22 protein-coding genes and 2 tRNA genes are annotated in these 24,536 nt (G+C 70.2%); 18 read left to right on the top strand and 6 right to left on the bottom strand.

Annotated features, from left to right (window positions below):
• The first annotated feature begins 10 nt into the window (after positions 1-10).
• Positions 11-661: a DsbA family protein gene (locus ABZ564_RS02440; RefSeq protein WP_360848163.1), complete on the top strand. Its 651-nt coding sequence runs from the start codon at positions 11-13 to the stop codon at positions 659-661.
• Positions 662-783: 122 nt separating this feature from the next.
• Positions 784-1,680: a DUF4232 domain-containing protein gene (locus tag ABZ564_RS02435; protein ID WP_360848160.1), complete on the top strand. Its 897-nt coding sequence runs from the start codon at positions 784-786 to the stop codon at positions 1,678-1,680.
• A 57-nt stretch (positions 1,681-1,737) separates the two neighbouring features.
• Here ABZ564_RS02435 and ABZ564_RS02430 read toward each other — a convergent pair whose 3' ends face one another.
• The 3 genes from ABZ564_RS02430 to ABZ564_RS02420 form a co-directional block, all read right to left on the bottom strand.
• Complete coding sequence (locus tag ABZ564_RS02430) at positions 1,738-2,577, bottom strand: MOSC N-terminal beta barrel domain-containing protein (protein ID WP_360848157.1); 840 nt, start codon at positions 2,575-2,577, stop codon at positions 1,738-1,740.
• Between the two features lie 162 nt (positions 2,578-2,739).
• Positions 2,740-3,381, bottom strand: a complete 642-nt coding sequence (locus ABZ564_RS02425) for a superoxide dismutase (RefSeq protein ID WP_360848154.1) — start codon at positions 3,379-3,381, stop codon at positions 2,740-2,742.
• A gap of 193 nt (positions 3,382-3,574) precedes the next feature.
• Entirely contained in the window at positions 3,575-5,002 is a 1,428-nt protein-coding gene (locus tag ABZ564_RS02420) for an amino acid permease (RefSeq protein WP_360848151.1), read from the bottom strand.
• A gap of 396 nt (positions 5,003-5,398) precedes the next feature.
• Between ABZ564_RS02420 and ABZ564_RS02415 the strand changes: the two genes are divergently transcribed.
• The 5 genes from ABZ564_RS02415 to ABZ564_RS02395 all read left to right on the top strand — a co-directional run bounded on the left by ABZ564_RS02415 (position 5,399) and on the right by ABZ564_RS02395 (position 9,294).
• Positions 5,399-5,992: a biotin transporter BioY gene (locus ABZ564_RS02415; RefSeq protein ID WP_360848148.1), complete on the top strand. Its 594-nt coding sequence runs from the start codon at positions 5,399-5,401 to the stop codon at positions 5,990-5,992.
• A 127-nt stretch (positions 5,993-6,119) separates the two neighbouring features.
• Positions 6,120-6,608 (top strand): ribose-5-phosphate isomerase, encoded by a 489-nt coding sequence (locus tag ABZ564_RS02410; RefSeq protein WP_360848145.1) that lies wholly within the window; start codon positions 6,120-6,122, stop codon positions 6,606-6,608.
• A gap of 72 nt (positions 6,609-6,680) precedes the next feature.
• The gene (locus ABZ564_RS02405; RefSeq protein ID WP_360848142.1) at positions 6,681-7,490 is read left to right on the top strand and encodes a DNA-formamidopyrimidine glycosylase family protein; all 810 of its coding nucleotides are present in this window, start codon (positions 6,681-6,683) and stop codon (positions 7,488-7,490) included.
• Positions 7,491-7,591: 101 nt separating this feature from the next.
• Positions 7,592-8,737 (top strand): PP2C family protein-serine/threonine phosphatase, encoded by a 1,146-nt coding sequence (locus ABZ564_RS02400; RefSeq protein WP_360848139.1) that lies wholly within the window; start codon positions 7,592-7,594, stop codon positions 8,735-8,737.
• Between the two features lie 71 nt (positions 8,738-8,808).
• Complete coding sequence (locus tag ABZ564_RS02395) at positions 8,809-9,294, top strand: HD domain-containing protein (RefSeq protein WP_360848136.1); 486 nt, start codon at positions 8,809-8,811, stop codon at positions 9,292-9,294.
• Positions 9,295-9,366: 72 nt separating this feature from the next.
• Here the strand turns inward: ABZ564_RS02395 and ABZ564_RS02390 are convergent, their stop codons facing one another.
• Positions 9,367-10,518: an acyltransferase family protein gene (locus ABZ564_RS02390; protein ID WP_360848133.1), complete on the bottom strand. Its 1,152-nt coding sequence runs from the start codon at positions 10,516-10,518 to the stop codon at positions 9,367-9,369.
• Positions 10,519-11,006: 488 nt separating this feature from the next.
• On the opposite strand from ABZ564_RS02390, the gene ABZ564_RS02385 reads away from it, so the two are divergent.
• Positions 11,007-11,201: a hypothetical protein gene (locus ABZ564_RS02385; RefSeq protein ID WP_360848130.1), complete on the top strand. Its 195-nt coding sequence runs from the start codon at positions 11,007-11,009 to the stop codon at positions 11,199-11,201.
• Between the two features lie 86 nt (positions 11,202-11,287).
• Here ABZ564_RS02385 and ABZ564_RS02380 read toward each other — a convergent pair.
• A tRNA-Gly gene (locus ABZ564_RS02380) sits at positions 11,288-11,361 on the bottom strand.
• Between the two features lie 190 nt (positions 11,362-11,551).
• Between ABZ564_RS02380 and ABZ564_RS02375 the strand changes: the two genes are divergently transcribed.
• From ABZ564_RS02375 to clpX, 5 genes are all read left to right on the top strand, one after another.
• A tRNA-Pro gene (locus ABZ564_RS02375) sits at positions 11,552-11,628 on the top strand.
• A 150-nt stretch (positions 11,629-11,778) separates the two neighbouring features.
• Positions 11,779-13,167 carry a trigger factor gene (tig, locus tag ABZ564_RS02370; RefSeq protein WP_360848127.1) on the top strand — a complete coding sequence of 463 codons (1,389 nt, stop codon included), beginning with the start codon at positions 11,779-11,781 and terminating at the stop codon, positions 13,165-13,167.
• 266 nt (positions 13,168-13,433) lie between these two features.
• Positions 13,434-14,039 (top strand): ATP-dependent Clp protease proteolytic subunit, encoded by a 606-nt coding sequence (locus ABZ564_RS02365; protein ID WP_266540745.1) that lies wholly within the window; start codon positions 13,434-13,436, stop codon positions 14,037-14,039.
• A 78-nt stretch (positions 14,040-14,117) separates the two neighbouring features.
• On the top strand, positions 14,118-14,801 hold the full coding sequence (locus tag ABZ564_RS02360) for an ATP-dependent Clp protease proteolytic subunit (RefSeq protein ID WP_018518168.1): 684 nt from the start codon (positions 14,118-14,120) through the stop codon (positions 14,799-14,801).
• Between the two features lie 156 nt (positions 14,802-14,957).
• Positions 14,958-16,253, top strand: coding sequence for an ATP-dependent Clp protease ATP-binding subunit ClpX (gene clpX, locus ABZ564_RS02355; protein WP_360848124.1), 1,296 nt, complete (start codon positions 14,958-14,960; stop codon positions 16,251-16,253).
• Positions 16,254-16,917: 664 nt separating this feature from the next.
• Here clpX and ABZ564_RS02350 read toward each other — a convergent pair.
• The gene (locus ABZ564_RS02350; protein WP_360848121.1) at positions 16,918-17,904 is read right to left on the bottom strand and encodes a hypothetical protein; all 987 of its coding nucleotides are present in this window, start codon (positions 17,902-17,904) and stop codon (positions 16,918-16,920) included.
• Positions 17,905-18,043: 139 nt separating this feature from the next.
• Here ABZ564_RS02350 and ABZ564_RS02345 point away from each other — a divergent pair, with 139 nt between their 5' ends.
• From ABZ564_RS02345 to ABZ564_RS02325, 5 genes are all read left to right on the top strand, one after another.
• Positions 18,044-20,665, top strand: coding sequence for a valine--tRNA ligase (locus ABZ564_RS02345; RefSeq protein ID WP_360848118.1), 2,622 nt, complete (start codon positions 18,044-18,046; stop codon positions 20,663-20,665).
• A gap of 109 nt (positions 20,666-20,774) precedes the next feature.
• Entirely contained in the window at positions 20,775-22,295 is a 1,521-nt protein-coding gene (locus ABZ564_RS02340; protein WP_360848115.1) for a folylpolyglutamate synthase/dihydrofolate synthase family protein, read from the top strand.
• A 2-nt stretch (positions 22,296-22,297) separates the two neighbouring features.
• Positions 22,298-22,654 carry a DUF4233 domain-containing protein gene (locus tag ABZ564_RS02335; RefSeq protein ID WP_360848112.1) on the top strand — a complete coding sequence of 119 codons (357 nt, stop codon included), beginning with the start codon at positions 22,298-22,300 and terminating at the stop codon, positions 22,652-22,654.
• Positions 22,655-22,745: 91 nt separating this feature from the next.
• Entirely contained in the window at positions 22,746-23,159 is a 414-nt protein-coding gene (gene ndk / locus ABZ564_RS02330) for a nucleoside-diphosphate kinase (protein ID WP_018518173.1), read from the top strand.
• A gap of 293 nt (positions 23,160-23,452) precedes the next feature.
• A complete protein-coding gene (locus ABZ564_RS02325) occupies positions 23,453-24,472 on the top strand; it encodes a rod shape-determining protein (RefSeq protein ID WP_360848108.1) in 1,020 nt (339 codons plus the stop codon).
• Positions 24,473-24,536: the final 64 nt, after the last annotated feature.

Raw genomic sequence — 24,536 nt, 5'->3', positions numbered from 1 at the left:
GAGGAGAGACATGTCTGACAACAGCACGGCGACCGGCAGGACCCCCGTCGACTTCTGGTTCGACCCGGTCTGCCCCTGGGCCTGGATGACCTCCCGCTGGATGCTGGAGGTGGAGAAGGTCCGCGACGTCGAGGTCCGCTGGCACGTGATGAGCCTGGCCGTGCTCAACGAGGACCGGCTCGACGACCTGCCCGACGAGTACCGCGACCTGCTGGAGAACAAGGCGTGGGGCCCGGTGCGGGTGGTCGTCGCCGCCCAGCAGCTCCACGGCGACGAGGTCGTCGGCCCCCTCTACACCGCGCTCGGCACCCGCTTCCACAACCGGGGCGAGGGCGTCACCCGCGAGGCGGTCGAGGCCGCGCTGAAGGACGTCGGCCTGCCCGTCGAACTCGCCGATCACGCCGGCTCCGACGCCTACGACACCGAGCTGCGCGCCTCCCACAAGGAGGGCATCGACAAGGTGGGCCAGGAGGTCGGCACCCCGGTCATCGCCGTCCCCGGCGCCGACGGCGAGCAGATCGCCTTCTTCGGACCGGTCGTCACCCCCGCCCCCAAGGGCGAGGAGGCCGCGAAGCTCTGGGACGGCACCCTGATGGTCGCCTCGATCCCCGGCTTCTACGAGATCAAGCGCACCCGCACCCAGGGACCGATCTTCGACTGAGCGGATGTTCCGGGCCCGGGGGCCGGCCGGGCCGGACCCCGCCGCGGGCTGTGACGCCGCTGTGACGTGATATGTGATCCGGAGCACAGCCCGGCCCGGGTGGTCTTTGATCTTCTGGGCGGATGCGCCCCGTCACCGCCCTCGCCCTGTGTGCCGCCCTCGCGAGCACCGCGCTGCTCACCGGATGCGGGGAGGAGACGGCCGGCGCCCCGGCCTCGCCCGGGGCCACCTGCGCCTCCGCCGCACCGCTCACCGACCCCGCCGGGCGGACCTGGGACGACGTCCGGGTGATCAGCGGCAAGTGCGGGCCCTCCGGCGCCCCGTCCACCGGGTTCGAGGTCACCAACACCGAGAAGGAAGCGCTCACCTTCACCGTCACCTTCAGCCTGGTGAACGGCTTCGGTGAGGCCATGGACAGCATCACGCGCACCGTCGAGGCGGTGAAGCCCGGCCAGACCGTGCGGCGCCCCCTCGACGCGGCGGACGGGCCGGGCTCGGCCCGCTCGTACCGGGCCCGGATCACCAAGGTGCGGGCCGTCCCGGCGGACGGGGCGCCCGCCGAGGACGGTGCCTGCCCGTCCTCCGGGGTGCGCATCACCAACGACCGGGGCGACGCGGCGATGGGGCTGCGGGTCGTGGGCATCCACCTGGTCAACTGCTCCGCCGCCGACTACCGCCTCGACGGTTACCCCGCGCTCCGGCTCCTCGACGAGGACCGGGACCCGGTGAGCGGGGTGAAGATCCTGCACGGCACCACCGCGATCTCCACCGGGATCGGCGGCGACGCGGCACCTCGCCCCGTCACGCTGCGCCCGGGCGAGAGCGCGTACGCCAACCTCGCCTGGCGCAACACCACCACCGAGGGCGACCCGGTGAACGCCCCGTACGTCGAGGTCACCGCGAAGCCCGGGGCCGGGCCCGTGACGGTCACCCCGGAACTCGACCTCGGCACCACGGGCCGGCTCGGCGTCGGCCCGTGGACGAAGACCCCGGCGGGGCAGGGTGCGGCCCCGGAGTAGAGCTCGCTCGGCCGGCACCCGGCACCGCGGCCCGTGTCCAGGCGGGGCTACGGGTGTTCAGCCGCCCACCGGGCTGTGGACGGCGACCGGGTCGCCGACCCGCACCCCGCCCTCGCGGACCACCGCGTTCTTCGCGCCGAAGCTCAGCTTGCCGCCGAACTCCGGCTCCCTGCGGTACGTGGCCAGCGTGCGTACCGGCTCCGGGCCGGCGCGGCGGCCGGTGCGCTGGTCGACGAGCGGCACGTCGCACCGCAAAGCCCGTACCGAGTAGGCGAGTTCGGCGGTTCCCAGGGTCATCCGGGCCACCCGGTCCTCGAAGTGCGGCTCGTCGTCACCGGTCAGCACGATGTTGGGCCGGAAGCGGTCCATGGGCACGGGCGCGGCGTCGCCCCGGGCCGCGATGCGGGTGTTGAGACCGGCCAGCGAGGCCGTCGAGGCGACCAGGACCGCGTGCGCGTCCGCGAAGTTGAGCTTGCCGGGGGTCTCGCCCCAGCCGTCGCGGTCGAAGCCCGGGACCACCCGGACCAGCCGGGACGGGGCGCCCAGCGCATCGGAGAACCACTCCGCGGCCTCGTCCCCCTGGTCGACGGCCGGCCCGAGGCCCCGGCCGAACATGCTGACCTCGCGGCGCGGCCCGTCCAGGGTCACCTCCAGGCGCAGCGGTCCGGCGCCCTCGGCGGACAGGGCGAGGACCGCCCCGGAGTCCAGGACCCGGGCCCCGACCGCCGCCATCGCGGGGTGGGTGCGCTGGCTGCGGAACGCGCCGTCGGACGCGTCGACCACCATGAACGTCCGGTCGTGTTCGAGGCCGGTGGTGGTGACCCGCGCGGAGTCCACCGCGGCCCCGGCGCAGCCCTTGACCGGGTAGTACACCAGCTCGTGGACGGTGATCGTCATGAAGTGCTCCTCATGACGGACATCATGGCAGCGGGGGAGACGTCAGGGAGGCCCCCGCCCGTCACGTCCGGGCGGGGGCCTCCCCCTCATCCGCCTGCCTGGTGAAGGGTGAGAAGACGATCACGAGGCAGGACGTTCGGGGCGCCCGGTCCGGGCGCCCGCTCAGGGGGCGAGCAGCAGGACGTCCGCGCGCTCCTTGGCGGCGGCGTAGCGCCTGGCCACGTCCTGCCAGTTGACGACGGCCCACATGGCGTCGATGAAGTCCACCTTCTGGTTCTTGTACTGGAGGTAGAAGGCGTGCTCCCAGGCGTCGAAGACCAGGATCGGGGTCGAGCCCTGGCCCACGTTGCCCTGGTGGTCGTAGACCTGCTCGACGATCAGCCCGCCGCTGAGCGGCTCGTACGCGAGGACGCCCCAGCCGGAACCCTGCGTGGTGGCCGCGGCCTTCGTCAGCTGGGACTTGAAACCGGCGAAGGAGCCGAAGGACTCGGTGATCGCGTCCGCGAGCTCCCCCACCCCGTCCGCCGCGAGGGGCTCGCCGCCGCCGTCGCCGGTCATGTTGTGCCAGTAGATCGAGTGCAGGATGTGGCCGGAGAGGTGGAAGGCCAGGTTCTTCTGGAGGCCGTTGACCGCTCCCCAGGCCTCCTTGTCGCGGGCCTCCTCCAGCTGCTCCAGGGTGTCGTTCGCGCCCTTCACGTAAGCGGCGTGGTGCTTGTCGTGGTGGAGCTCGATGATCTGCGGATTGATGACCGGTTCGAGCGCGGCGTAGTCGTACGGGAGTTCCGGGAGCGTGTACGTGGCCATTGGTTTCGAACCCTCCAACTGCTGGCAAGTTGTTATTGCAACCTCTATGCAAGAGCAGGCTAACAGCAGGAACGCCGAACACCGGGTCCGTCCTTCGACGTAGGACCCGGTGTTTCGTACGGCTTCGGTGGGTTCCGGCTCAGGCCAGCCGGTTCGGGGCCCCGCTCAGGCCCGTCGGCTCAGGCCCGTCGGCTCAGGCCCCCGGCGATCCGGTCCCGGCGCGCCGCCGCTGGCGTACCGCGCCGACGGCGGCCAGGACCACCGTCAGCGCGCCCGACGCCAGGAGCTGGTCGCGGGTGCCGGGCTGGCGGAGCATCAGGACGAAGATGCCGGCCATGGCGAGCAGCGCCACCACCGTCAGGCCCGGGAACAGCCACATCCGCACCACCAGCCGCTCGGGCGCCTCGCGTTCGAGGCGGGCGCGCAGGATGAGCTGGGAGACGGCGATGAAGATCCAGACGACCAGGATCACCGCACCGGTCATGTTGAGCAGCCAGGGGAAGACGTCGTCGGGGCGCCAGTAGCTCAGCAGCACGCACAGGAAACCGAAGCCGGACGAGACCAGGACCGCGGTGCGCGGCACTCCGGCGGAGACCCGGCCCAGCCGCCGCGGGCCCTGGCCGCGCGCCACCAGCGAGCAGGCCATGCGCGACGCGCCGTAGATGTTGGCGTTCATCGCGGAGAGGAGGGCGACCAGGATGACCACGTTCATGATCTGCGCCGCCCCGCCGATGCCGAGGTGGTCCAGCGCCGCGTAGAACGGCCCCACCTCGACGACCTCCGGGTCGCTCCACGGAACCAGCGTGACGACGACCGCCATCGAGCCCACGTAGAACAGCGCGATCCGCCACATCGCCGTCCGCACGGCCCGCGCGACGCCCCGCACCGGGTCCTCGGACTCCGCGGCGGCGATGGTGACGGTCTCCAGACCGCCGTACGCGAAGACGGAGGCGAGCAGCCCGATGACCAGACCGTCCGAGCCGTTCGGCAGGAAACCGCCCGCACCGCTGAGGTTGGCGGTGCCCGGCGCGTCCGTGCCCGGCAGCACCCCGAGGACCGCCAGGACGCCCAACACCAGGAACAGCGTGATCGCGGTGACCTTGAGCGCGGCGAACCAGAACTCGAACTCGCCGAACTTCGTCACCGACGCCAGGTTCGTCCCCAGGAAGACCACCATGAACAGCGCCACCCAGGCCCATTCCGGGGTGCCCGGCAGCCAGCCCGTGACGATCTGGGCCGCGCCGATCCCCTCCAGGCCCACGGCCACGCAGAGCAGCACCCAGAACGCCCAGCCCGCCGTGAACCCGGCCCACGGGCCGATCGCCCGCTCGGCGTGCACGGAGAACGATCCGGACGCCGGGTTGGCCGCCGACATCTCGCCGAGCATCCGCATCACGAGCATGACCAGCAGCCCCGAGACCGCGTACGCGATGACGATCGAGGGGCCCGCTGCGGCGATGCCGGCGCCGGAGCCGACGAAGAGCCCGGCGCCGATGACCCCGCCCAGCGCGATCATCGAGAGATGGCGCTGCTTGAGCCCGTGCGTCAGGGGCGGTTCGGGGCCGGTGTCCGGCGCGGTGGCCGGGGAGCCGGTGGGGGAGGGCGCGGAGGTCCGGGACATGGACGAGCTCTGTTCGGTAGGCGAGACGGGCGGTTCCTCCCAGTCTGACCATGTGCCCCGGCCGCCGGGAACCACCGTCCGCCACACGGTCACCGGGCCCACACCGGACGCCCACGCGGCGGCGTGCGGTGGGCCGTCGTCACGTACCGCGCTTTTAGAGGGAGTTCACAGTCCCGCTCCCGCGCCCCTTCCCCGCAGGCCCCGAATGAATCCCTTTCTTCCTCCGTGACAAGCATCACGCCCCACGACGATTGCGCGGCCTTCCTTGTGCGAATCCCACCAACGCCCCAACCGCCGCTTTGTGGGCCGCTGATGGTGATCGAGCGCGGCCCGGTCGGCTAACGTCACGATCAGTCCGTCCCGTCTGCCCCCACCCTCACCCCCGCGGAGTCCCCGATGAGCACTGCTGCCGCCCCCGCCCGCACCGGAGCGGTCCTCGCCGACCTGCTGCCCGCCGCCCGGCACCGCTACGCCGTGGACACCGCCCTGGTGCTCGGCGGCGCCGCGCTCACCGGCATAGCCGCCCAGATCGCCGTGCCGGTCCCCGGCTCCCCGGTCCCCGTCACCGGCCAGACCTTCGCCGCCCTCCTCGTGGGCACCGCGCTCGGAGCCCGCCGCGGCTTCCTCGCCCTGGCCGTGTACGCCCTCGTCGGCATGGCGGGCATGCCGTGGTTCTCGGCCGGCACCTCCGGCGCGGGCGGCGCCTCCTTCGGCTACGTCCTCGGCATGCTGCTGGCCGCCACCGTCGTCGGCGGCCTGGCCCGGCGCGGCGGCGACCGCTCGGTGCTGCGCACCGCCGGGACGATGGTCCTCGGCTCGGCGATCATCTACGCGGTCGGCGTGCCGTACCTGGCGCTGTCCACCGGCATGTCGGCGAGCGCCGCGATCGCCGCGGGCCTGACGCCGTTCCTGCTCGGCGACGCGCTCAAGGCGGCGCTGGCCATGGGCGCGCTGCCCGCCTCCTGGAAGCTCGCCGGCCGCCGGGGCTGACACCGCAAGGACCTCCGCAGAGGCTCGCCGGGCCGCAGCACGCGGACCGGCGGGCCTCTCGGCCGTCCGGGGCCGTACCGCCCCACGCGCCTTCGCCCCCCGGCGCGGCTCGTGCCACACTCCTCCCATGCGCGTGTACCTCGGATCCGACCATGCCGGTTACGAACTCAAGAACCACCTCGTCGAGTGGCTCAAGGCACAGGGCCACGAAGTCGTCGACTGCGGCCCCCACATCTACGACGCCCAGGACGACTACCCGCCGTTCTGCCTCCGGGCCGCCGAGAAGACGGCAGCCGACCCGGACAGCCTCGGCATCGTGATCGGCGGCTCCGGCAACGGCGAGCAGATCGCCGCCAACAAGGTCAAGGGCGTCCGCGCCGCACTCGCCTGGAGCGAGCAGACCGCCGCGCTCGGCCGCGAGCACAACAACGCCAACGTGATCTCCATCGGCGGCCGGATGCACACGGTCGAGGAGTCCACCAAGTTCGTCGAGATCTTCCTCGCCACCCCGTACTCCGGCGAGGAGCGGCACACCCGCCGCATCGACATGCTCACGGCGTACGAGAACACCGGCGAGCTCCCCCCGGTCCCCGCCCACCACCCGCAGCAGGGCTGACCGCCCCCTGTCCTGAACCGTGCCGCCGGTGTCCCCGGCGGCACAGCCATGTCACCGAGGAGAACCGCCGCCGTGCCCGAGGGACACACCATCCACCGCCTCGCGGACGACCACCGCGAGCGCTTCGCCGGCCGGCCGGTACGGGTGAGCAGTCCGCAGGGCAGGTTCACCGAGAGCGCCGCCCTGCTCGACGGCCGGGTGCTGGACGGGGCCGACGCCCACGGCAAGCACCTCTTCCTCGGCTTCGAGGACACCGGCTGGGTCCACGTCCACCTCGGCCTGTTCGGCAGGCTCGGCTTCGGTACGGTCCCGGCCCCGCCGCCCACCGACACCGTCCGGCTGCGCCTGCTGAACGACGCCCACCACGCGGACCTGCGCGGCCCCACCACCTGCGCCCTGATCACCGACGCCGAGAAACGCGCGATACACGACCGGCTCGGCCCCGACCCGCTGCGCGACGGCGAGGACGGCGAACGGGCCTGGCAGCGGATCTCCCGCAGCCGGATCACCGTCGCCGCCCTCCTGATGGACCAGAAGGTCGTCGCGGGCGTCGGCAACGTCTACCGTGCCGAGGTGCTGTTCCGGCAGGGCATCGACCCCTACCGGGCGGGCAAGGACCTCACCCGCCGCGAGTGGGACGCGATCTGGGCGGACCTGCGCGAGCTGATGCGCGAGGGCGTACGGAACAACCGGATCGACACCGTCCGCCCCGAGCACCTGCCCGAGGCGATGGGCCGCCCGCCGCGCGTCGACGACCACGGCGGCGAGGTCTACGTCTACCGGCGGGCCCGCCGGGCCTGCCACGTCTGCGGCACCGGGATCCGCACCGCCGACCTCGCCGCCCGCAACCTCTTCTGGTGCCCCGGCTGCCAGTCCGCCTAGCCGGCCCTCCCCGTCAGTACGGCACCGGGCGGGCCGATTTCGAACGCATGGTCATGGGGTCCCCCTGCGCCGGAGGCCGCCGGGTGGATAAGGTCCCCGCAATGGCCCGACGCGCAGGAGCAGAGACGTACCCGGCCCGATTGCGGAAATCGGCGCACCGGGTCCGCAGCACGCTGCGCCGGTCCGGGGTCGACTACTTCCGCGGCGACGGCTCCGACTGGATCGCCCTGGCCGGCCTGATGCTCCTCGTCCCGGCCATCACCTGCGGCACCTTGATCGACCCGGTCTGGTGCGCCCCCACCATGCTCGTCCTGCCGATCGTCGCGGGCGGCCTGCTGCTGCGCCCCGCCAGCCTCCTCGGCCTCTACGCGGCGGCCGCCGCCGCCCTCATCGTCGAGTCCGTCTGGCTCGGCCCCTACGAGGACGGCCCGGCCAGGGTCACCCCCGGCACCGTGCTCACCGTCGCCGCCTGCGGGTTCTTCGGGCTGATCCTCGCCCAGTTCCGCGCCCGGGTCGGGGTGCCCTGGCGGCGCGGCGGCACCATGCTCTTCGACCTGCGCGAACGCATCCGGGTCCAGAGCGCGCTGCCCCGCCTCCCGCAGGGCTGGCACCGGGAGATGGCGCTGCGCCCGGCCGGCGGGCAGTCCTTCTCCGGGGACTTCGTCGTCGCGGCCCGCACCCACGGGGGCCGCACGCTGGAGGCCGTCCTGACCGACGTCTCCGGCAAGGGCATGGACGCCGGCTCCCGCGCCCTGCTGCTCTCCGGCGCCTTCGGCGGGCTCCTCGGCTCGCTGCCGCCGCACGGCTTCCTGCCCGCCGCCAACGGCTATCTGCTGCGCCAGGACTGGGACGAGGGCTTCGCGACCTCGATCCACCTGGTCCTCGACCTCGAAACGGGCGACTACGAAATCCTGTCGGCGGGCCATCCGCCCGCCCTCCAGCTCCACGCCGGCAGCGGCCAGTGGGAGGAGAAGGCGGCGGAGGGTCCGCTGCTCGGGGTGTACGACGGCGCCGAGTTCGACGCGGTGAAGGGCCATCTCGCCCCCGGCGACGTGCTGATGCTGTTCACCGACGGGCTGGTGGAGGCGTCGGACCGGGACATCGCGGAGGGCATCGACCGGCTGACCGGCGAGGCCGACCGCTATGTCAGCACCGGCTTCGAGGGCGCGGCCTGGCACCTGATCGAAGCCTGCGCCAAGGACGTCAACGACGACCGGGCCCTCCTGCTCCTGTCACGGAAGTCCTGACCGGCCCCGGCCGGATCGCGGACCGCCGGCACCGGAGAGGGCACCAGTGCCGCGGCACTAGAGTCCTTGCCGTGACCGCATCACGTGCCCAGCTGACCCTGCCCGAGGTCGAGGCCCTCGCCCGCGAGGCCCACGCCGCCCAGCGGGACAAGGCCGGCCGCCCCTACACGGAACACCTCGCGGCCGTCGCCGAGGGCGTACGGAGCAGAGGCGGCAGCGACGAGCAGATCGCCGCGGCCTGGCTGCACGACGCCGTGGAGGACGACGCGCTGTCGGCCGAGTGGCTGGCCGGGGCCGCGCTGCCGCAGGAGGTCAAGGACATGGTGCTCGCGGTCACCAAACGGGCGGGCGAGGAGCCGGAGGCGTACGCCCGGCGCATCCTGGCCACCCCCGGCGCCCTGCTGGTCAAGGAGGCGGACCTCGCGCACAACGCCGACCCGGCCCGCCTCGCGGTGCTGGAGCCGGCCACCCGTACCCGGCTGACCGCGAAGTATGCGCGAGTACGTGAGCTGTTGGGCCTCACCGCACCGGACGCGCCCTCGGAGCGTCAGGATTGAGCCAACACCGCCCCGTACGACGAAGCCCGGCCGCCGTGGGCCGGGCTTCGTCGTACGGGGCGGCCGGGGGCTTCAGGGCCTGGCGGCGTCCCGGCGGAACGCCCAGTCCATGTCCGGTTCGGTCACGCAGCGCAGCACCCGCCGCACCGGCGGCGTGCACAGCAGGGTGACGGCGGTGGAGGCGACCACGGTCACGAGTACCAGACCGGTCGGCGAGACCAGCCACGCGTGGTCGTCGAAGACGCCCGCGTAGTCGGCGCCCTTCACCAGGAAGCCGTGCAGCAGATAGCCGCAGATCGTGCCGGCGCCCAACGCCGTGAACCACATGTGGCGGCGGGGGACCAGGGCCAGGAAGCCGGCGGTCAGCAGCGTCGCGCAGCCGAACATCGCGAGGGTCATCACCGCGCCCGACCACCACGGCGCCCCCATGTCCTGGGCGCTGGAGTCCCGCAGGAACCAGCCCAGCTGCATCCGGGGCGCCGCCCAGTACGCGAAGACCAGTGCCCCGGCGAACAGCGGCAGCGCGAGCAGCCGTGCCTCGCGGCGGCGGACCAGCGCGAAGTGCTCGGGCTTCAGCTGGAGTCCGAGCACGAAGAAGGGGAGGAACTGCAGGACGCGCGGCAGGTCGAGGTCGTCGCCGATGCTGGGGGCGAGCGAGGCCAGGACGGCGATCACGAGGGAAACGGCCAGCGGATGCCGGAGGTTGCGCCACAGCGGCGTGGTGAGCCGCCAGATGAAGAGGGCGGCCAGGAACCAGGTCAGGTACCAGGGCTCCAGCAGGCTGACGGCCGCGTCCGGCTGGTGGTTCGCGTACCGCCGGAACAGCGAGTACGCCGTCTCGAACACCACGTAGGGCACGGCGACACCGGTGATCAGCCGCTTCACCTTCGCGGGGCTCAGGTCGAACGACCGGGAGAAATAACCCGAGATGAGGATGAAGGCGGGCATGTGGAACGTGTACGTCACCATGTACAGCGCGCGGGCGGCCCGGCTCCCGTCCATGACCGGGACCCACGAGTGCGCCACCGCGACGAGCACGATGGCGAGGTACTTGGCGTTGTCGAAGTAGGCGTCACGCTTCTTGGCCGAACTGCCCTGGGCAGGCTGGTTCGCCACCGGCTCGGGGGCCTCCCGGACCGCCGTCGGCGCAGGGCGTCCGGGCTCCGACTCCCCCGTCGCCGGGGGGAGCGTGACCCTCTGCATTGTGTTCGGAGCGTGGAACATCTCAGGCACCCTAGACGTCTCGATTGCCATTCGTAAAACCGTCGTCGAATAGCGCGTCTTCCCTGCATATCAAATGCCAAACCAAGAGAATGTGCCCGGTATGACTGGTTTCATGCGCACTAAATGGGGCAAACCATCAGGCAGTTGACCGAAGTGAATTACCTCGCCTTCAGCGCCCGATTCACCTGTGAATAAACTGTGTGGATGCGGAAACGATCACCGTTGCATATCGCCGCGAAGTGCGGTTTCGCGAGAACGGGCGGCCCGGGGGCGACGGCCGGGGCAGGCGTGCGTGGCCGGACCGTCCGGTTCCGTTCCTCTCCGGCGCACAGGGGGCGCAAGGGGCGCAAGATGGCGTGATATCGACAGGTCGATACGTCACCCGGCAGCGGCCCGGGGGAAGTTGGTGGCACGATGGAAGCGACGGAGGGTGCACGGCCGCACATCTCCGGGCCGGCAAGGCGGACCGACCGAAGGTGTGAGCAGTCGTGGCCATTTCGCTGTCTGTGGTGCTTCTGTTGGGGATCGTCCTGGTGGTCATGATCCGAAGCGGTTCCATCAAGACCGGACCCGCGATAGTCGCGGCGCTCTTCGGTTTCTTCCTGGCGCCGACGGGCATGGGGCCGTCGATCAACAAGTTCATGAACTCGATCATCGAGTCGGTCAGTCAGATCAGCTTCTGAGCCGCCGCACGTCCTGCGGACGGCCCGCGGGCCATCGGCCCGGACGACGCGTAAGGGCCCGGTCCAGTGGACCGGGCCCTTCGCGATGGAGCGGGCGACGGGAATCGAACCCGCGTAGCTAGTTTGGAAGACTAGGGCTCTACCATTGAGCTACGCCCGCACACAGGGCACCGCAGGCCATGAGGACCGCGGCACGACATGCATCGTAGCGGGTCACGGGCACTGCCCGCACACCCCGTCGGAGGCCGCGCGGTGTCGCGGGCGAGGGTGCGCGCGCCGCAGCGCCCCGCGGGCGCGCGCAAAGCGGCCGACGCGGGGCCTTGCTGCATGTACCCTACGTGTCGCACCGACGGGGTGTGGCGCAGCTTGGTAGCGCGTCCGCTTTGGGAGCGGAAGGTCGTCGGTTCGAATCCGGCCACCCCGACCATCGGCAAGATCGCGTTGCGGGAGTTCTCCCCCTTGCCGTTACTATGCAAAATGCGTGCCCGTGTGTCTGATGTACCGGGCTCGGTCCGCGAAGCCGCCTCCGGGCGGCCGAGCAGAACCCCAAGAAGTCAGCCACCAAGGAGACCGAACCGTGAAGAGCGCCGTGGAGACCCTGAACCCGACCCGGGTTCGGCTCAGCATCGAGGTGCCCTTCGAGGAGCTCAAGGACAGCCTCGACGCGGCGTACAAGAAGATCAACCAGCAGGTCACGGTGAAGGGGTTCCGCAAGGGCAAGATCCCCAGCCGGGTCATCGACCAGCGGTTCGGCCGTGGTGCTGTGCTGGAGGAGGCCGTCAACGACGCGCTCCCGAAGTTCTACACCGAGGCCGTCAACGAGGGTGAGCTCAACGTCCTCGGCCAGCCCGAGGTCGACATCACGGAGCTGAAGGACGGCGAGCTGCTGGCCTTCACCGCCGAGGTCGACGTGCGTCCCGAGATCGAGATCCCGGACTACTCCGGCATCGAGGTCACCGTCGACGCCATCGAGGTCACCGACGAGGACGTGGAGAAGGCCGTCGAGCAGCTGCGCGGCCGCTTCGCCTCCACCAACCCGGTCGAGCGCGCCGCCGCCGAGGGCGACGTCGTCACGATCGACCTGGAGGCCAAGGTCGACGGCGAGGTCCTGGAGGACGGCGTGGCCGAGGGTGTCTCGTACACCATCGGTTCCGGCGAGCTCCTCGAAGGCATCGACGAGGCCGTGACCGGCCTGGAGGCCGGTGGCGAGGCCACCTTCACCTCCCAGCTGAAGGGCGGCTCCGCCGAGGGCAAGGACGCCGAGGTCACCGTCAAGGTCACCGCCGTCGCCGCCCGTGAGCTCCCCGAGCTGGACGACGACTTCGCCCAGATGGCCAGCGAGTTCGACACGCTGGAGGAGCTGAAGGCCGACAGCCGCAAGCGCCTGGAGACCACCAAGCAGTACGACCAGGCCACCCAGGCCCAGGAGCGCGTCCTGGAGGAGCTGCTCAAGCTCGCCGAGGTCCCGATCCCGGAGAAGCTGCTCGCGGACGAGGTCCAGACCCGCAAGCACAACCTGGAGCACCACCAGCTCGGTCAGATGGGGCTCACCCTCGACAAGTACCTGGAGATCCAGGGCAAGACCCTCGAGGAGTTCGAGGCCGAGACCTCCGAGCAGGCCGTCAAGGGCATCAAGACCCAGTTCATCCTGGACGAGCTCGTCAACAAGGAGAAGCTCAACGTCAACCAGGAGGAGCTCACCGAGCACCTCATGCGGCGTGCGGCTTCCTCCGGCATGAGCCCGGACCAGTTCGCCCAGGCCGTCGTCGAGGGCGGCCAGGTGCCGATGCTCGTCGGCGAGGTCGCCCGCGGCAAGGCGCTCGCCGTGGTCGTCGAGGCCGCCAAGGTCGTCGACACCAACGGTGAGGTCGTCGAGCTGGAGGACGACGAGGAGGAGACCACGGAGGCCGCCGCCGAGGAGACCACCGAGGCCGCCGCCGACGCCGAGGAGAAGAACGAGGCCTGAGCCTCGCGCTGACCCCGTACGACGGGCTCCGGACGCCACCGCGTCCGGAGCCCGTCGTCGTACCGGCGGACGTTTCGCCGCAACCCGCGTGCCGGCTGCGGAGCTTGCGCTCCCAGCGAACAGTCGCGGAAGCGGGATGGCGTTGTTCCACCTGCGCGTTAGGGTCCATGAAGAGGAAGGGTCGGGTAGTCCCGGCCCACCCGGTACGAAGACGCTGAGACGGCCGGAGCCGTCAGAGACGAGCAGGTGGATACGTGACGAATCTGATGCCCTACGCCGCCGGAGAGCCGTCCCTCGGTGGAGGCCTCGGTGACCAGGTCTACAGCCGACTGCTCGGCGAGCGCATCATCTTCCTCGGTCAGCAGGTCGACGATGACATCGCCAACAAGATCACCGCGCAGCTGCTCCTCCTTGCCGCCGAGCCGGACAAGGACATCTACCTCTACATCAACAGCCCCGGCGGTTCGGTGACGGCCGGCATGGCGGTCTACGACACCATGCAGTACATCCCGAACGACGTGGTCACCATCGGTATGGGCATGGCGGCCTCGATGGGTCAGTTCCTGCTCACCGGCGGCACCGCCGGCAAGCGCTTCGCGCTCCCGAACACCGACATCCTCATGCACCAGGGCTCGGCCGGCATCGGCGGTACGGCCTCGGACATCAAGATCCAGGCCCAGTACCTGCTCCGCACCAAGCAGCGCATGGCGGAGATCACCGCCCGCCACTCCGGCCAGACCGTGGAGACGATCATCCGCGACGGCGACCGCGACCGCTGGTACACCGCGGAGGAGGCCAAGGACTACGGCCTCATCGACGAGATCATCTCGATCGCATCGGGCGTTCCGGGCGGCGGCGGCACCGGCGCCTGATCCGGCCCCCCGGACAGCGTCGCACCGCCCCGCGCATCTCTCGTACGCCGAGACACCCAGCCACAGAACGCCACCAGGATGGTGAACACCCACATGAACAACTTCCCCGGCGCCTCCGCGAGCGGCCTCTACACCGGCCCGCAGGTGGACAACCGCTACATCGTCCCGCGCTTCGTGGAGCGCACCTCGCAGGGCGTGCGCGAGTACGACCCGTACGCGAAGCTCTTCGAGGAGCGCGTGATCTTCCTCGGCGTGCAGATCGACGACGCGTCCGCCAACGACGTCATGGCGCAGCTGCTGTGCCTGGAGTCGATGGACCCGGACCGGGACATCTCCATCTACATCAACAGCCCCGGCGGCTCGTTCACCGCGCTCACCGCGATCTACGACACGATGCAGTTCGTGAAGCCGGACATCCAGACGGTCTGCATGGGCCAGGCGGCCTCCGCCGCCGCGGTGCTGCTCGCCGCGGGTACTCCCGGCAAGCGCATGGCGCTGCCGAACGCCCGCGTCCTGATCCACCAGCCGTCCTCGCAGACCGGCCGCGAGCAGCTCTCCGACCTGGAGATCGCGGCCAACGAGATCCTGCGCATGCGGACCCAGCTGGAGGAGCTGCTGGCCAAGCACTCCACCACGCCGATCGAGAAGATCCGCGACGACATCGAGCGCGACAAGATCCTGACCGCCGAGGACTCCCTCGCCTACGGTCTCGTCGACCAGATCGTGTCGACCCGCAAGAGCGCGGCCGGCGCGCTCGCCTGACCTGCGCCCGAACCCCTTGGCACGGCGGCGACACCCGGCTCCGGCCGTGTGAACCGTGCCAAGGGGGGCCCGAATGGGGGGCCGGGCAAGGTACCGTCGGATAGAGGCACAGGAGCCGCTGAACCAGGCGTCTCCCAGGCGAAGGGGAAGCACCTCGTGGCACGCATCGGTGATGGCGGCGACCTGCTCAAGTGCTCGTTCTGCGGAAAGAGCCAGAAGCAGGTGAAGAAGCTCATCGCGGGTCCCGGTGTGTACATCTGCGACGAGTGCATCGATCTCTGCAACGAGATCATCGAGGAGGAGCTCGCCGAGACGAGCGAGGTCCGCTGGGAAGAGCTTCCCAAGCCCCGCGAGATCTACGAGTTCCTCGAGGGATACGTCGTCGGGCAGGAGCCCGCGAAGAAGGCCCTCTCGGTCGCTGTGTACAACCACTACAAGCGGGTCCAGGCCGGCGAGAACGGCGGCGGGGCGGGCCGCGACGACGCGATCGAGCTCGCCAAGTCCAACATCCTGCTGCTGGGCCCCACGGGCTCCGGCAAGACGCTCCTCGCGCAGACGCTGGCCCGCATGCTCAACGTCCCGTTCGCCATCGCCGACGCGACGGCGCTGACGGAGGCCGGCTACGTCGGCGAGGACGTCGAGAACATCCTGCTGAAGCTGATCCAGGCCGCCGACTACGACGTCAAGAAGGCCGAGACCGGGATCATCTACATCGACGAGATCGACAAGGTCGCCCGCAAGAGCGAGAACCCGTCGATCACCCGTGACGTCTCCGGCGAGGGCGTCCAGCAGGCCCTGCTGAAGATCCTCGAGGGCACCACCGCCTCCGTGCCGCCGCAGGGCGGCCGCAAGCACCCGCACCAGGAGTTCATCCAGATCGACACGACGAACGTCCTGTTCATCGTGGGCGGCGCCTTCTCCGGCCTGGAGAAGATCATCGAGTCCCGGGCCGGCGCCAAGGGCATCGGCTTCGGCGCCACGATCCGCTCCAAGCGGGAGATCCAGGCCAGCGACCAGTTCCAGGAGGTCATGCCGGAGGACCTGGTGAAGTTCGGGATGATCCCCGAGTTCATCGGCCGCCTCCCCGTCCTGACCTCGGTCCACAACCTGGACCGCGAGGCCCTGCTCCAGATCCTCATCGAGCCGCGCAACGCCCTGGTCAAGCAGTACCAGCGGCTGTTCGAACTCGACGGCGTGGAGCTGGACTTCGAGCGCGAGGCGCTGGAGGCCATCGCCGACCAGGCGATCCTGCGCCAGACCGGCGCGCGCGGCCTGCGCGCGATCATGGAGGAGGTCCTCCAGTCGGTGATGTACGAGGTCCCGTCCCGCAAGGACGTCGCCCGCGTCGTGATCACCGCCGACGTGGTCCGCAACAACGTCAACCCCACGCTGGTCCCGCGCGAGCGCACGATCGGCAAGGGCGACGAGGGCCGCCACGAGAAGTCCGCGTAGCGCGCCGCGATAGCCGCACGTACGCGAAGGGGCGCCCCGCCAGTTCTTCTGGCGGGGCGCCCCTTCGCGTACGCGTGGTCAGATCTTGGTGCTGGAGCCGCAGAACTCGAGCACGACTGCGGGCGGGTTCACGCCAGCCTTGCGAAGAGAAGCAGTGTTTCGAGTCAATGAGCGCTCGGAATGTTGATCATTCGATCATGCTTTTGATTCACTCAGGGGCAATGTTCGTTACTCAGAGAGACGGAAAGTGCTGACATGAGCCTTCTTGGTGTGCGGAGAGCGGTAGTAGCGATCGCTGTGATCGCGGCAGGCGTCACCCTCCCGGTTGTGACCGCGGGAACCGCGAGTGCAAGCCCGCAGCGATGTGAGATATCCATGCACAACAACGGGTACATCGTGGGAGCGAAGGTGAAGGCGGCTTGCTCGTACGCGAGTGCCTCGTGGAGCCCGGCGGGTGTCCTTCGCCGGGCGCAGTGTCAGCAAAAGATGCTGGACATCGGAAGTGTAAAGAGTGACGACGCCTACGACGCTTGCTTCTCGTACTAGGCGCCTGCCCCGGTCCTGTGGCCGGAAGCCCTCGCGCTGGACGTACTTGGGCTTCCGGCCGGTGCGGCCCGAGTAAGGTCATCGCGTCGCGATGGAGTGAACCTTGTCTGCCGCAGCGCTAGATCTTGGTGCGGGAAGTGTTGTAGAGCTTGGCGGCGAGCGCCGCTACCTCGTCCTGCGACATGGACTTGTTGGTCATGGCCGCGCCGACATCGAAGCCGACGACCGCGCCGACCGTGCTGTAGTCGGCCCAAATGCAGACGGGCATGATCATTTCCTTGGGGCCTTTCGCCACGGTGCCGTCGGCATCGTCGTTGGCCACCTTGAAGTCCTGGCACTTCATCAACGCACCCTTGAAACCGGGCGGCGTCACGCTCTTCGGCTCGCCAACGAGAGAGGGCTTATTCTTCCCGCTCTCGCCCTCGGCCATCCCCTTCTTCGCCTGAGCGAACATGGCGTCGAGGGCCTTAGCGGGGTCGGTCACATCGCCCCAGTTGCCGTAGACCATGAGCATCTTGGTCGTCAGCGGGTTCTTCTCGAGGTCGCCGCTCGCGTACTGGGCCTCCGCCTTGTGGGCGTCCTTGATCCCTGCGGCCTCGGCCTCGGACTTTTCCTTGCTCGTCATCTCATCCGAGGACGACTTCGTGGTGTCCTTTTTGTAGTCGTCCACAGAATCGGCGAGCGTCAGCTTGTACCCCTTGGTGGAGTCCGCGACATCGCTGTTGCCGCCGCCCGAGGTCAGGAAATAGACCCCGCCGCCGATGACCGCCAAGGCCACGATGACCGCGCCCACGATCAGGCCCGTCTTCTTCTTCTGCGGGGCCGGCGGCGGGAAGCCCGGCTGCTGGCCGTAGGCCGGCTGGCCGCCGTACGGCGGGGTGGGCGGCTGCTGCCCGTACGGGCCCGGCTGCTGCGCCTGCGGGTAGCCGTAACCCGGCTGGGGCTGCTGCTGGGGCGGGACGCCCTGGGGGGCCTGCTGCGGGTAGCCGTAGCCGGGCTGGCCCTGCGGCGGCTGACCGCCGTACGGGCCCGGCTGCTGGCCGTAGGGTCCGGGCTGGCCCTGCGGCTGCTGGCCACCGTACGGACCCGGCTGGTTGTAGCTCATCTGCGGTGTCCCCTGTTCGTGATGCTTACGCGTTGCGAACATCCTGACGGAAGGCTCGCGCGCGCGGACCACCGGGAGGCACACCGTTACGGAACAAACCGGTTTCGGGGCACTCCTGTGACGGCTCTAAACTGTCCGCGTGACCGAGAACCCAGCGCAGCAGCCAGCCAGCAACCCCGAACTGCCGACCCAGTACACGCCGGCCGAGGTAGAGGGGAAGCTGTACGAGCGCTGGGTAGAACGCGGGTACTTCGAGGCGGACGCCAAGAGCGACAAGCCGCCGTTCACCATCGTCATCCCGCCGCCCAACGTCACCGGAGCCCTTCACCTGGGGCATGCCTTCCAGGTCACGCTCATGGACGCCCTCACGCGCCGCAAGCGCATGCAGGGCTACGAGACGCTGTGGCTCCCCGGCATGGACCACGCCGGCATCGCCACCCAGAACAAGGTCGAGCAGCAGCTCGCCGAAGAGGGCAAGTCCCGGCACGACATCGGCCGTGAGGCCTTCGTGGCCAAGACCTGGCAGTGGAAGGAGGAGTACGGCGGCCGGATCCTCGGCCAGCTGCGACGCCTCGGAGCCGGTCTGGACTGGTCGCGCGAGCGCTTCACCATGGACGAGGGCCTGTCCGAGGCCGTCCAGACGATCTTCAAGAACCTCTACGACGACGGACTGATCTACCGCGCCGAGCGCATCATCAACTGGTGCCCGCGCTGTCTGACCGCGATCTCCGACATCGAGGTCGACTACCAGGACGACGACGGCGAGCTGGTCTCGCTGAAGTACGGCGAGGGCGACGAGACCCTCGTCGTCGCCACCACCCGCGTCGAGACGATGCTGGGTGACACCGCTGTCGCCGTCCACCCCGACGACGAGCGCTACGCCCACCTCATCGGCAAGCGGATCAAGCTGCCGCTGACCGACCGGACCATCCCGGTCGTCGCCGACGCCCACGTCGACCCGGAGTTCGGCACCGGCGCGGTCAAGGTGACGCCGGCCCACGACCCGAACGACTTCGCCATCGGGCAGCGTCACGGGCTCGAGATGCTCACGATCATGGACGAGCGGGCCATCATCACCGTGCCCGGCCCGTTCCAGGGACTCGACCGCTTCGAGGCCCGGTCCGCCATCGTCGAGGCCCTGCGCGACCAGGGACGCGTCGTCGCCGAGAAGCGCCCGTACACGCACGCCGTCGGCCACTGCTCGCGCTGCAAGACGACCGTCGAGCCGCGGCTCTCCCTGCAGTGGTGGGTCAAGGTCGAGACGCTCGCCGAGGCCGCCGGCGACGCGGTCCGCGACGGCCGGGTCGTGCTCCACCCCAAGGAGATGGAGAAGCGGTACTTCGACTGGGTCGACAACCTCAACGACTGGTGTATCTCGCGCCAGTTGTGGTGGGGCCACCGCATTCCGGTCTGGTACGGCCCCGAGGGCCAGGTCGTCTGCGTCGGCCCCGGTGAGGAGCCCCCGACCGGTGAGGGCTGGACCCAGGACGAGGACGTCCTCGACACCTGGTTCTCCTCCGGCCTGTGGCCCTTCTCCACGCTGGGCTGGCCCGAGGAGACCCCGGACCTGGCGAAGTTCTACTCGACCGACGTCCTGCTCACCGGCCACGACATCATCTTCTTCTGGGTCGTCCGGATGATGATGTTCGGCCTGTACGCCATGGACGGGGAGGTCCCGTTCAAGACGGTCGCGCTGACCGGCCTCGTGCGCGACGAGTTCGGCAAGAAGATGTCGAAGTCCAACCCCAACGCCGTCGACCCGATCGACTGGATGGACGCGTACGGCTCCGACGCCGTCCGCTTCACGCTGGCCAACGGCGCCAACCCGGGCGCGGACGTCCCGATCGGCGAGGACTGGGTCAAGGCGTCCCGCAACTTCGCCAACAAGATCTGGAACGCGACCCGCTTCGCGCTCATGAACGGCGCCACCGTCCAGGGCGAACTGCCGTCCGCCGAGGAGATGTCGGCGGCCGACCGGTGGATCCTCTCGCGGCTCAACAAGGTCGTCGCCCAGGCCGACGCGTACTACGACGACTACCAGTTCGCCAAGCTGGCCGACGTCCTCTACCACTTTGCGTGGGACGAGGTCTTCGACTGGTACGTCGAACTGTCGAAGACGACGTTCTTCGCGGGCGGCGACGGGGCCAGGGTCTCCGCGCGGGTCCTCGGCGAGGTCCTCGACAAGCTGCTGCGCCTCCTGCACCCGGTCGTCCCCTTCGTCACCGAGACCCTGTGGACCGCGCTCACCGGCCGCGAGTCGATCGTCATCGCCGACTGGCCGAAGGACTCGGGCTTCCGCGACGACGACGCCGAGCGGGAGATCGAGCTCGTCCAGCAGGTCGTCACCGAGGTCCGCCGCTTCCGTTCCGACCAGGGCCTCCAGCCCGGCCAGAAGGTCCCGGCCGAGCTGACCCTGACCGGCACCCCGCTCGCCCCGCACGAGTCGGCCATGCGGCAGCTGCTGAGGCTCCAGCCGGCCGGCGACGGCTTCCACGCCACCGCCTCGCTGCCCGTCGCCGGGGCGACCGTCGCGCTGGACCTCTCCGGCACGATCGACGTGGCGGCCGAGCGCAAGCGCCTCACGAAGGACCTGGAGGCGGCCCGCAAGGAGAAGGGCCAGGCCGAGGGCAAGCTCGGCAACGAGGCGTTCCTCGCCAAGGCCCCGGACAACGTGGTCGACAAGATCCGCGGCCGGCTCGCGAAGGCCGAGGCCGACATCGAGCGCATCACCGGCCAGCTGGCGAACCTGCCGCAGGCCTGAGCCGCCCCGGAGCCCCCGCACCCCTCACCCGGGGAGCGCGGGGGCTCCGGCGTGTCCGCGCCACGGGCGGCTGCGCGCGATGCCCGCGGCCATCCGTAGACTGGGGCCCGTGAGTGAGCCCCGCCCCGACCGGCCCGACGCGTCCGACCCCGACGACACCTTCGCGGAGATCGTCGACGAAGCGACCCAGCGCGACCCCGACCTGGCGGTGATCGAGGCCGGCAGCCGCACGCTGCGCGCCGCCTCGGGGCCGCCCCGCGCCGAAGAGGTCCCCGCCCGCCCCGCCGACCCCGAGGTGGACAAGGCGCTGCGCGCGGTGGAGCAGGAGCTCGCCGGCCGCTGGGGCGAGACCAAGCTGGAGCCGTCCGTCACGCGCATCGCCGCCCTGATGGACGTGCTCGGTGAGCCGCAGCGCGCGTACCCCTCGATCCACATCACCGGCACCAACGGCAAGACGAGCACCGCCCGCATGATCGAGGCCCTGCTCGGCGCCTTCGACCTGCGCACCGGCCGCTACACCTCGCCGCACGTCCAGTCGATCACCGAGCGGATCAGCCTGGACGGCGCCCCGGTCGACGCGGAGCGGTTCATCTCCACGTACGAGGACGTCAAGCCGTACGTCGAGATGGTCGACGCCCAGCAGCCCTACCGGCTGTCCTTCTTCGAGGTGCTCACGGGCATGGCGTACGCGGCCTTCGCCGACGCGCCGGTCGACGTCGCCGTCGTCGAGGTCGGCATGGGCGGCACCTGGGACGCGACCAACGTCATCGACGCGTCGGTCGCCGTCGTCACCCCGATCTCGCTGGACCACACCGACCGCCTGGGCTCCACGCCGGGCGAGATCGCGACGGAGAAGTCCGGGATCATCAAGCGGGGCGCCACGGTCATCCTCGCCCAGCAGCCCGTCGACGCCGCCCAGGTCATGCTGAAGAAGGCCGTCGAGGCCGACGCCACCGTGGCCCGCGAGGGCATGGAGTTCGGCGTGGTCTCCCGGGAGATCGCCGTCGGCGGCCAGCTGCTGACCCTGCGCGGCCTCGGCGGCGAGTACGACAACATCTTCCTCCCGCTGTACGGCGCCCACCAGGCGCACAACGCGGTGGTGGCGCTCTGCGCGGTCGAGGCGTTCTTCGGCGTCGGCGCCGAGCAGCCCGGCGCACTGGACGCGGACATCGTGCGCACGGCGTTCGCCTCGGTGATCTCGCCGGGCCGCCTCGAAGTCGTCCGCTCCAGCCCGACCGTCGTCCTGGACGCCGCGCACAACCCGGCCGGCGCCCGCGCCACCGCCGAGGGCCTGTCCGAGGCGTTCGGCTTCTCCCGGCTGATCGGAGTGGTCGGCACCAGCGGTGACAAGGACGTGCGCGGGCTCCTGGAAGCCTTCGAGCCGATCTTCGCCGAGGTCGTCGTCACGCAGAACTCCACCGAGCGCGCGATGGACGCCGACGCCCTCGCGGCCGTCGCCGTCGAGGTCTTCGGCCACGACCGGGTGCAGGTCGAACCCCGGCTCGACGACGCGCTGGAGGCGGCGATCACGCTCGCCGAGGAAGAGGACGAGTACGCGGGCGCCGGAGTCCTGGTGACCGGTTCCGTGATCACGGTCGGCGAGGCCCGGCTGCTTCTGGGAAGGCGCTGACCATGCGCATGCTCTGTGCGTCCACGCTGATCGGCGAGTTCTTCGTGATCGGGTTCGCCGGACTCGTCGCGATGAAGTCGGACGACCTGACGACCGCCGCGGTCTGGACGGTGTGCGGCATCGGGATGCTCCTCTCCGTGCTGCTCTGCGGCATGATCACCCGGCCCGGCGGCGTCCAGCTCGGCTGGGCGCTCCAGGTCGCACTGGTCGCGAGCGGCTTCGTGATCCCGGTGATGTTCGTCCTGGGCGTGGCCTTCGGCGCGCTGTGGTGGGCCTCGGTGCACTACGGCCGCCGGATCGACGAGGTGAAGGCCCGCTGGGCGGCCCAGGCCGAGGCGGAATCGCCCGCCGGCGGCTGACCCGCCCACCACGGCAAGCCCGGCAGCGGGCCCGTCACCGGCCCCCTGTAATCTCGCCTCACCGCACCCGTATGCCTGCAAGGAGCCGCACATGACCCAGCGCACCCTCGTTCTTCTCAAGCCCGACGCCGTCCGTCGCGGTCTGGTCGGCGAGATCGTCGGCCGCATCGAGCGCAAGGCCGGCTGGAAGATCACGGCGCTGGAACTGCGTACCCTGGACCGCGCCACGCTGGAGCAGCACTACGCCGAGCACGTCGGCCGCCCCTTCTACGAGCCGCTGGTCGAGTTCATGCAGTCGGGCCCGGTCGTCGCCCTGGTGGCCGAGGGCGAGCGGATCATCGAGGGCGTCCGCGCCCTGGCCGGCCCCACCGACCCGATCGCCGCCGCGCCCGGCTCGATCCGCGGTGACTTCGGCACGATCACCCGGGAGAACCTCATCCACGCCTCGGACTCCGAGGAGTCCGCGGAGCGGGAAATGAAGCTGTTCTTCCCCGGACTTTCCTGAACGGCACTCAGCCGAACAGCGCTCATGACCTGGGGCGACCGAATTAATTCGGTCGCCCTTCGGCATAGGGTGTCCGATCGCGGGAACGCATCCCCCCGACGTAACGTCACCATGAGTGGAACGGCCACCCGTTCTGCCCAGCGAGGCGGCGTACCCTCGCGCTGTGTCGGTACATCCGGCACTACGATGGAACCTTCCACGCCCGCAGCGCCCATCTCGCCTACCAAAACAAGCCATCATCGCTTTCACTTTGGAAGGCCCGACGCATCCTCATGGGGAACAAGGGGAACTCAATGTCGTTCATCGGCCGTGACATGGCTATCGACCTCGGGACTGCCAACACGCTGGTGTACGTCAGGGGGCGCGGCATCGTTCTGAACGAGCCGTCCGTCGTGGCCATCAACACCAACACCGGCGGAATTCTGGCGGTCGGCGCCGAGGCCAAGAAGATGATCGGCCGTACGCCCGGCAACATCGTCGCCGTACGGCCCCTGAAGGACGGCGTGATCGCCGACTTCGAGATCACGGAGCGGATGCTCCGCTACTTCATCCTGAAGATCCACAAGCGCCGCTACCTGGCCCGCCCCCGGGTCGTGGTCTGCGTGCCCTCCGGCATCACCGGGGTCGAGCGACGCGCCGTGATCGAGGCGTCGACGCAGGCCGGCGCCCGCCAGGTGCACATCATCGAGGAGCCCATGGCGGCGGCCATCGGCTCCGGCCTCCCGGTCCACGAGGCCACCGGCAACATGGTCGTCGACATCGGCGGCGGCACCACCGAGGTCGCCGTGATCTCGCTCGGCGGCATCGTCACCGCCCAGTCCATCCGGGTGGCCGGCGACGAGCTGGACAACGCGATCATCCAGCACGTCAAGAAGGAGTACTCGCTCCTCCTCGGGGAACGCACCGCCGAACAGATCAAGATCACCATCGGCTCGGCGTACGCCCTGGAGAAGGACGAGCACACCGAGATCCGCGGCCGCGACCTCGTCTCGGGCCTGCCCAAGACCGTGGTCATCTCGGCCGGCGAGGTCCGCAAGGCCATCGAGGAGCCGGTCAACGCGATCGTCGACGCGGTCAAGACGACGCTCGACAAGTGCCCGCCGGAGCTGTCCGGCGACGTGATGGACCGCGGCATCGTCCTCACCGGCGGCGGCGCGCTGCTGCGCGGCCTGGACGAGCGGCTCCGCAACGAGACGGGCATGCCGATCCACATCGCCGAGGACCCGCTGGACTCGGTGGCGCTCGGCTCCGGCAAGTGCGTCGAGGAGTTCGAGGCGCTCCAGCAGGTTCTGGACGCCCAGCCCCGGCGGTAGTAACCCCCACGGCCCTCCGCGCGGACGCTGCCGCTCCGCGCGGAGGACCGCTGACATACAGGCA

This window comes from Streptomyces sp. NPDC019224, assembly GCF_040632605.1.
In the GTDB taxonomy this organism is placed as follows: Bacteria; Actinomycetota; Actinomycetes; order Streptomycetales; family Streptomycetaceae; genus Streptomyces.
The sequence above is the reverse complement of the archived record's forward strand: the minus strand, read 5'-3'. Positions and strand labels throughout refer to the sequence as shown.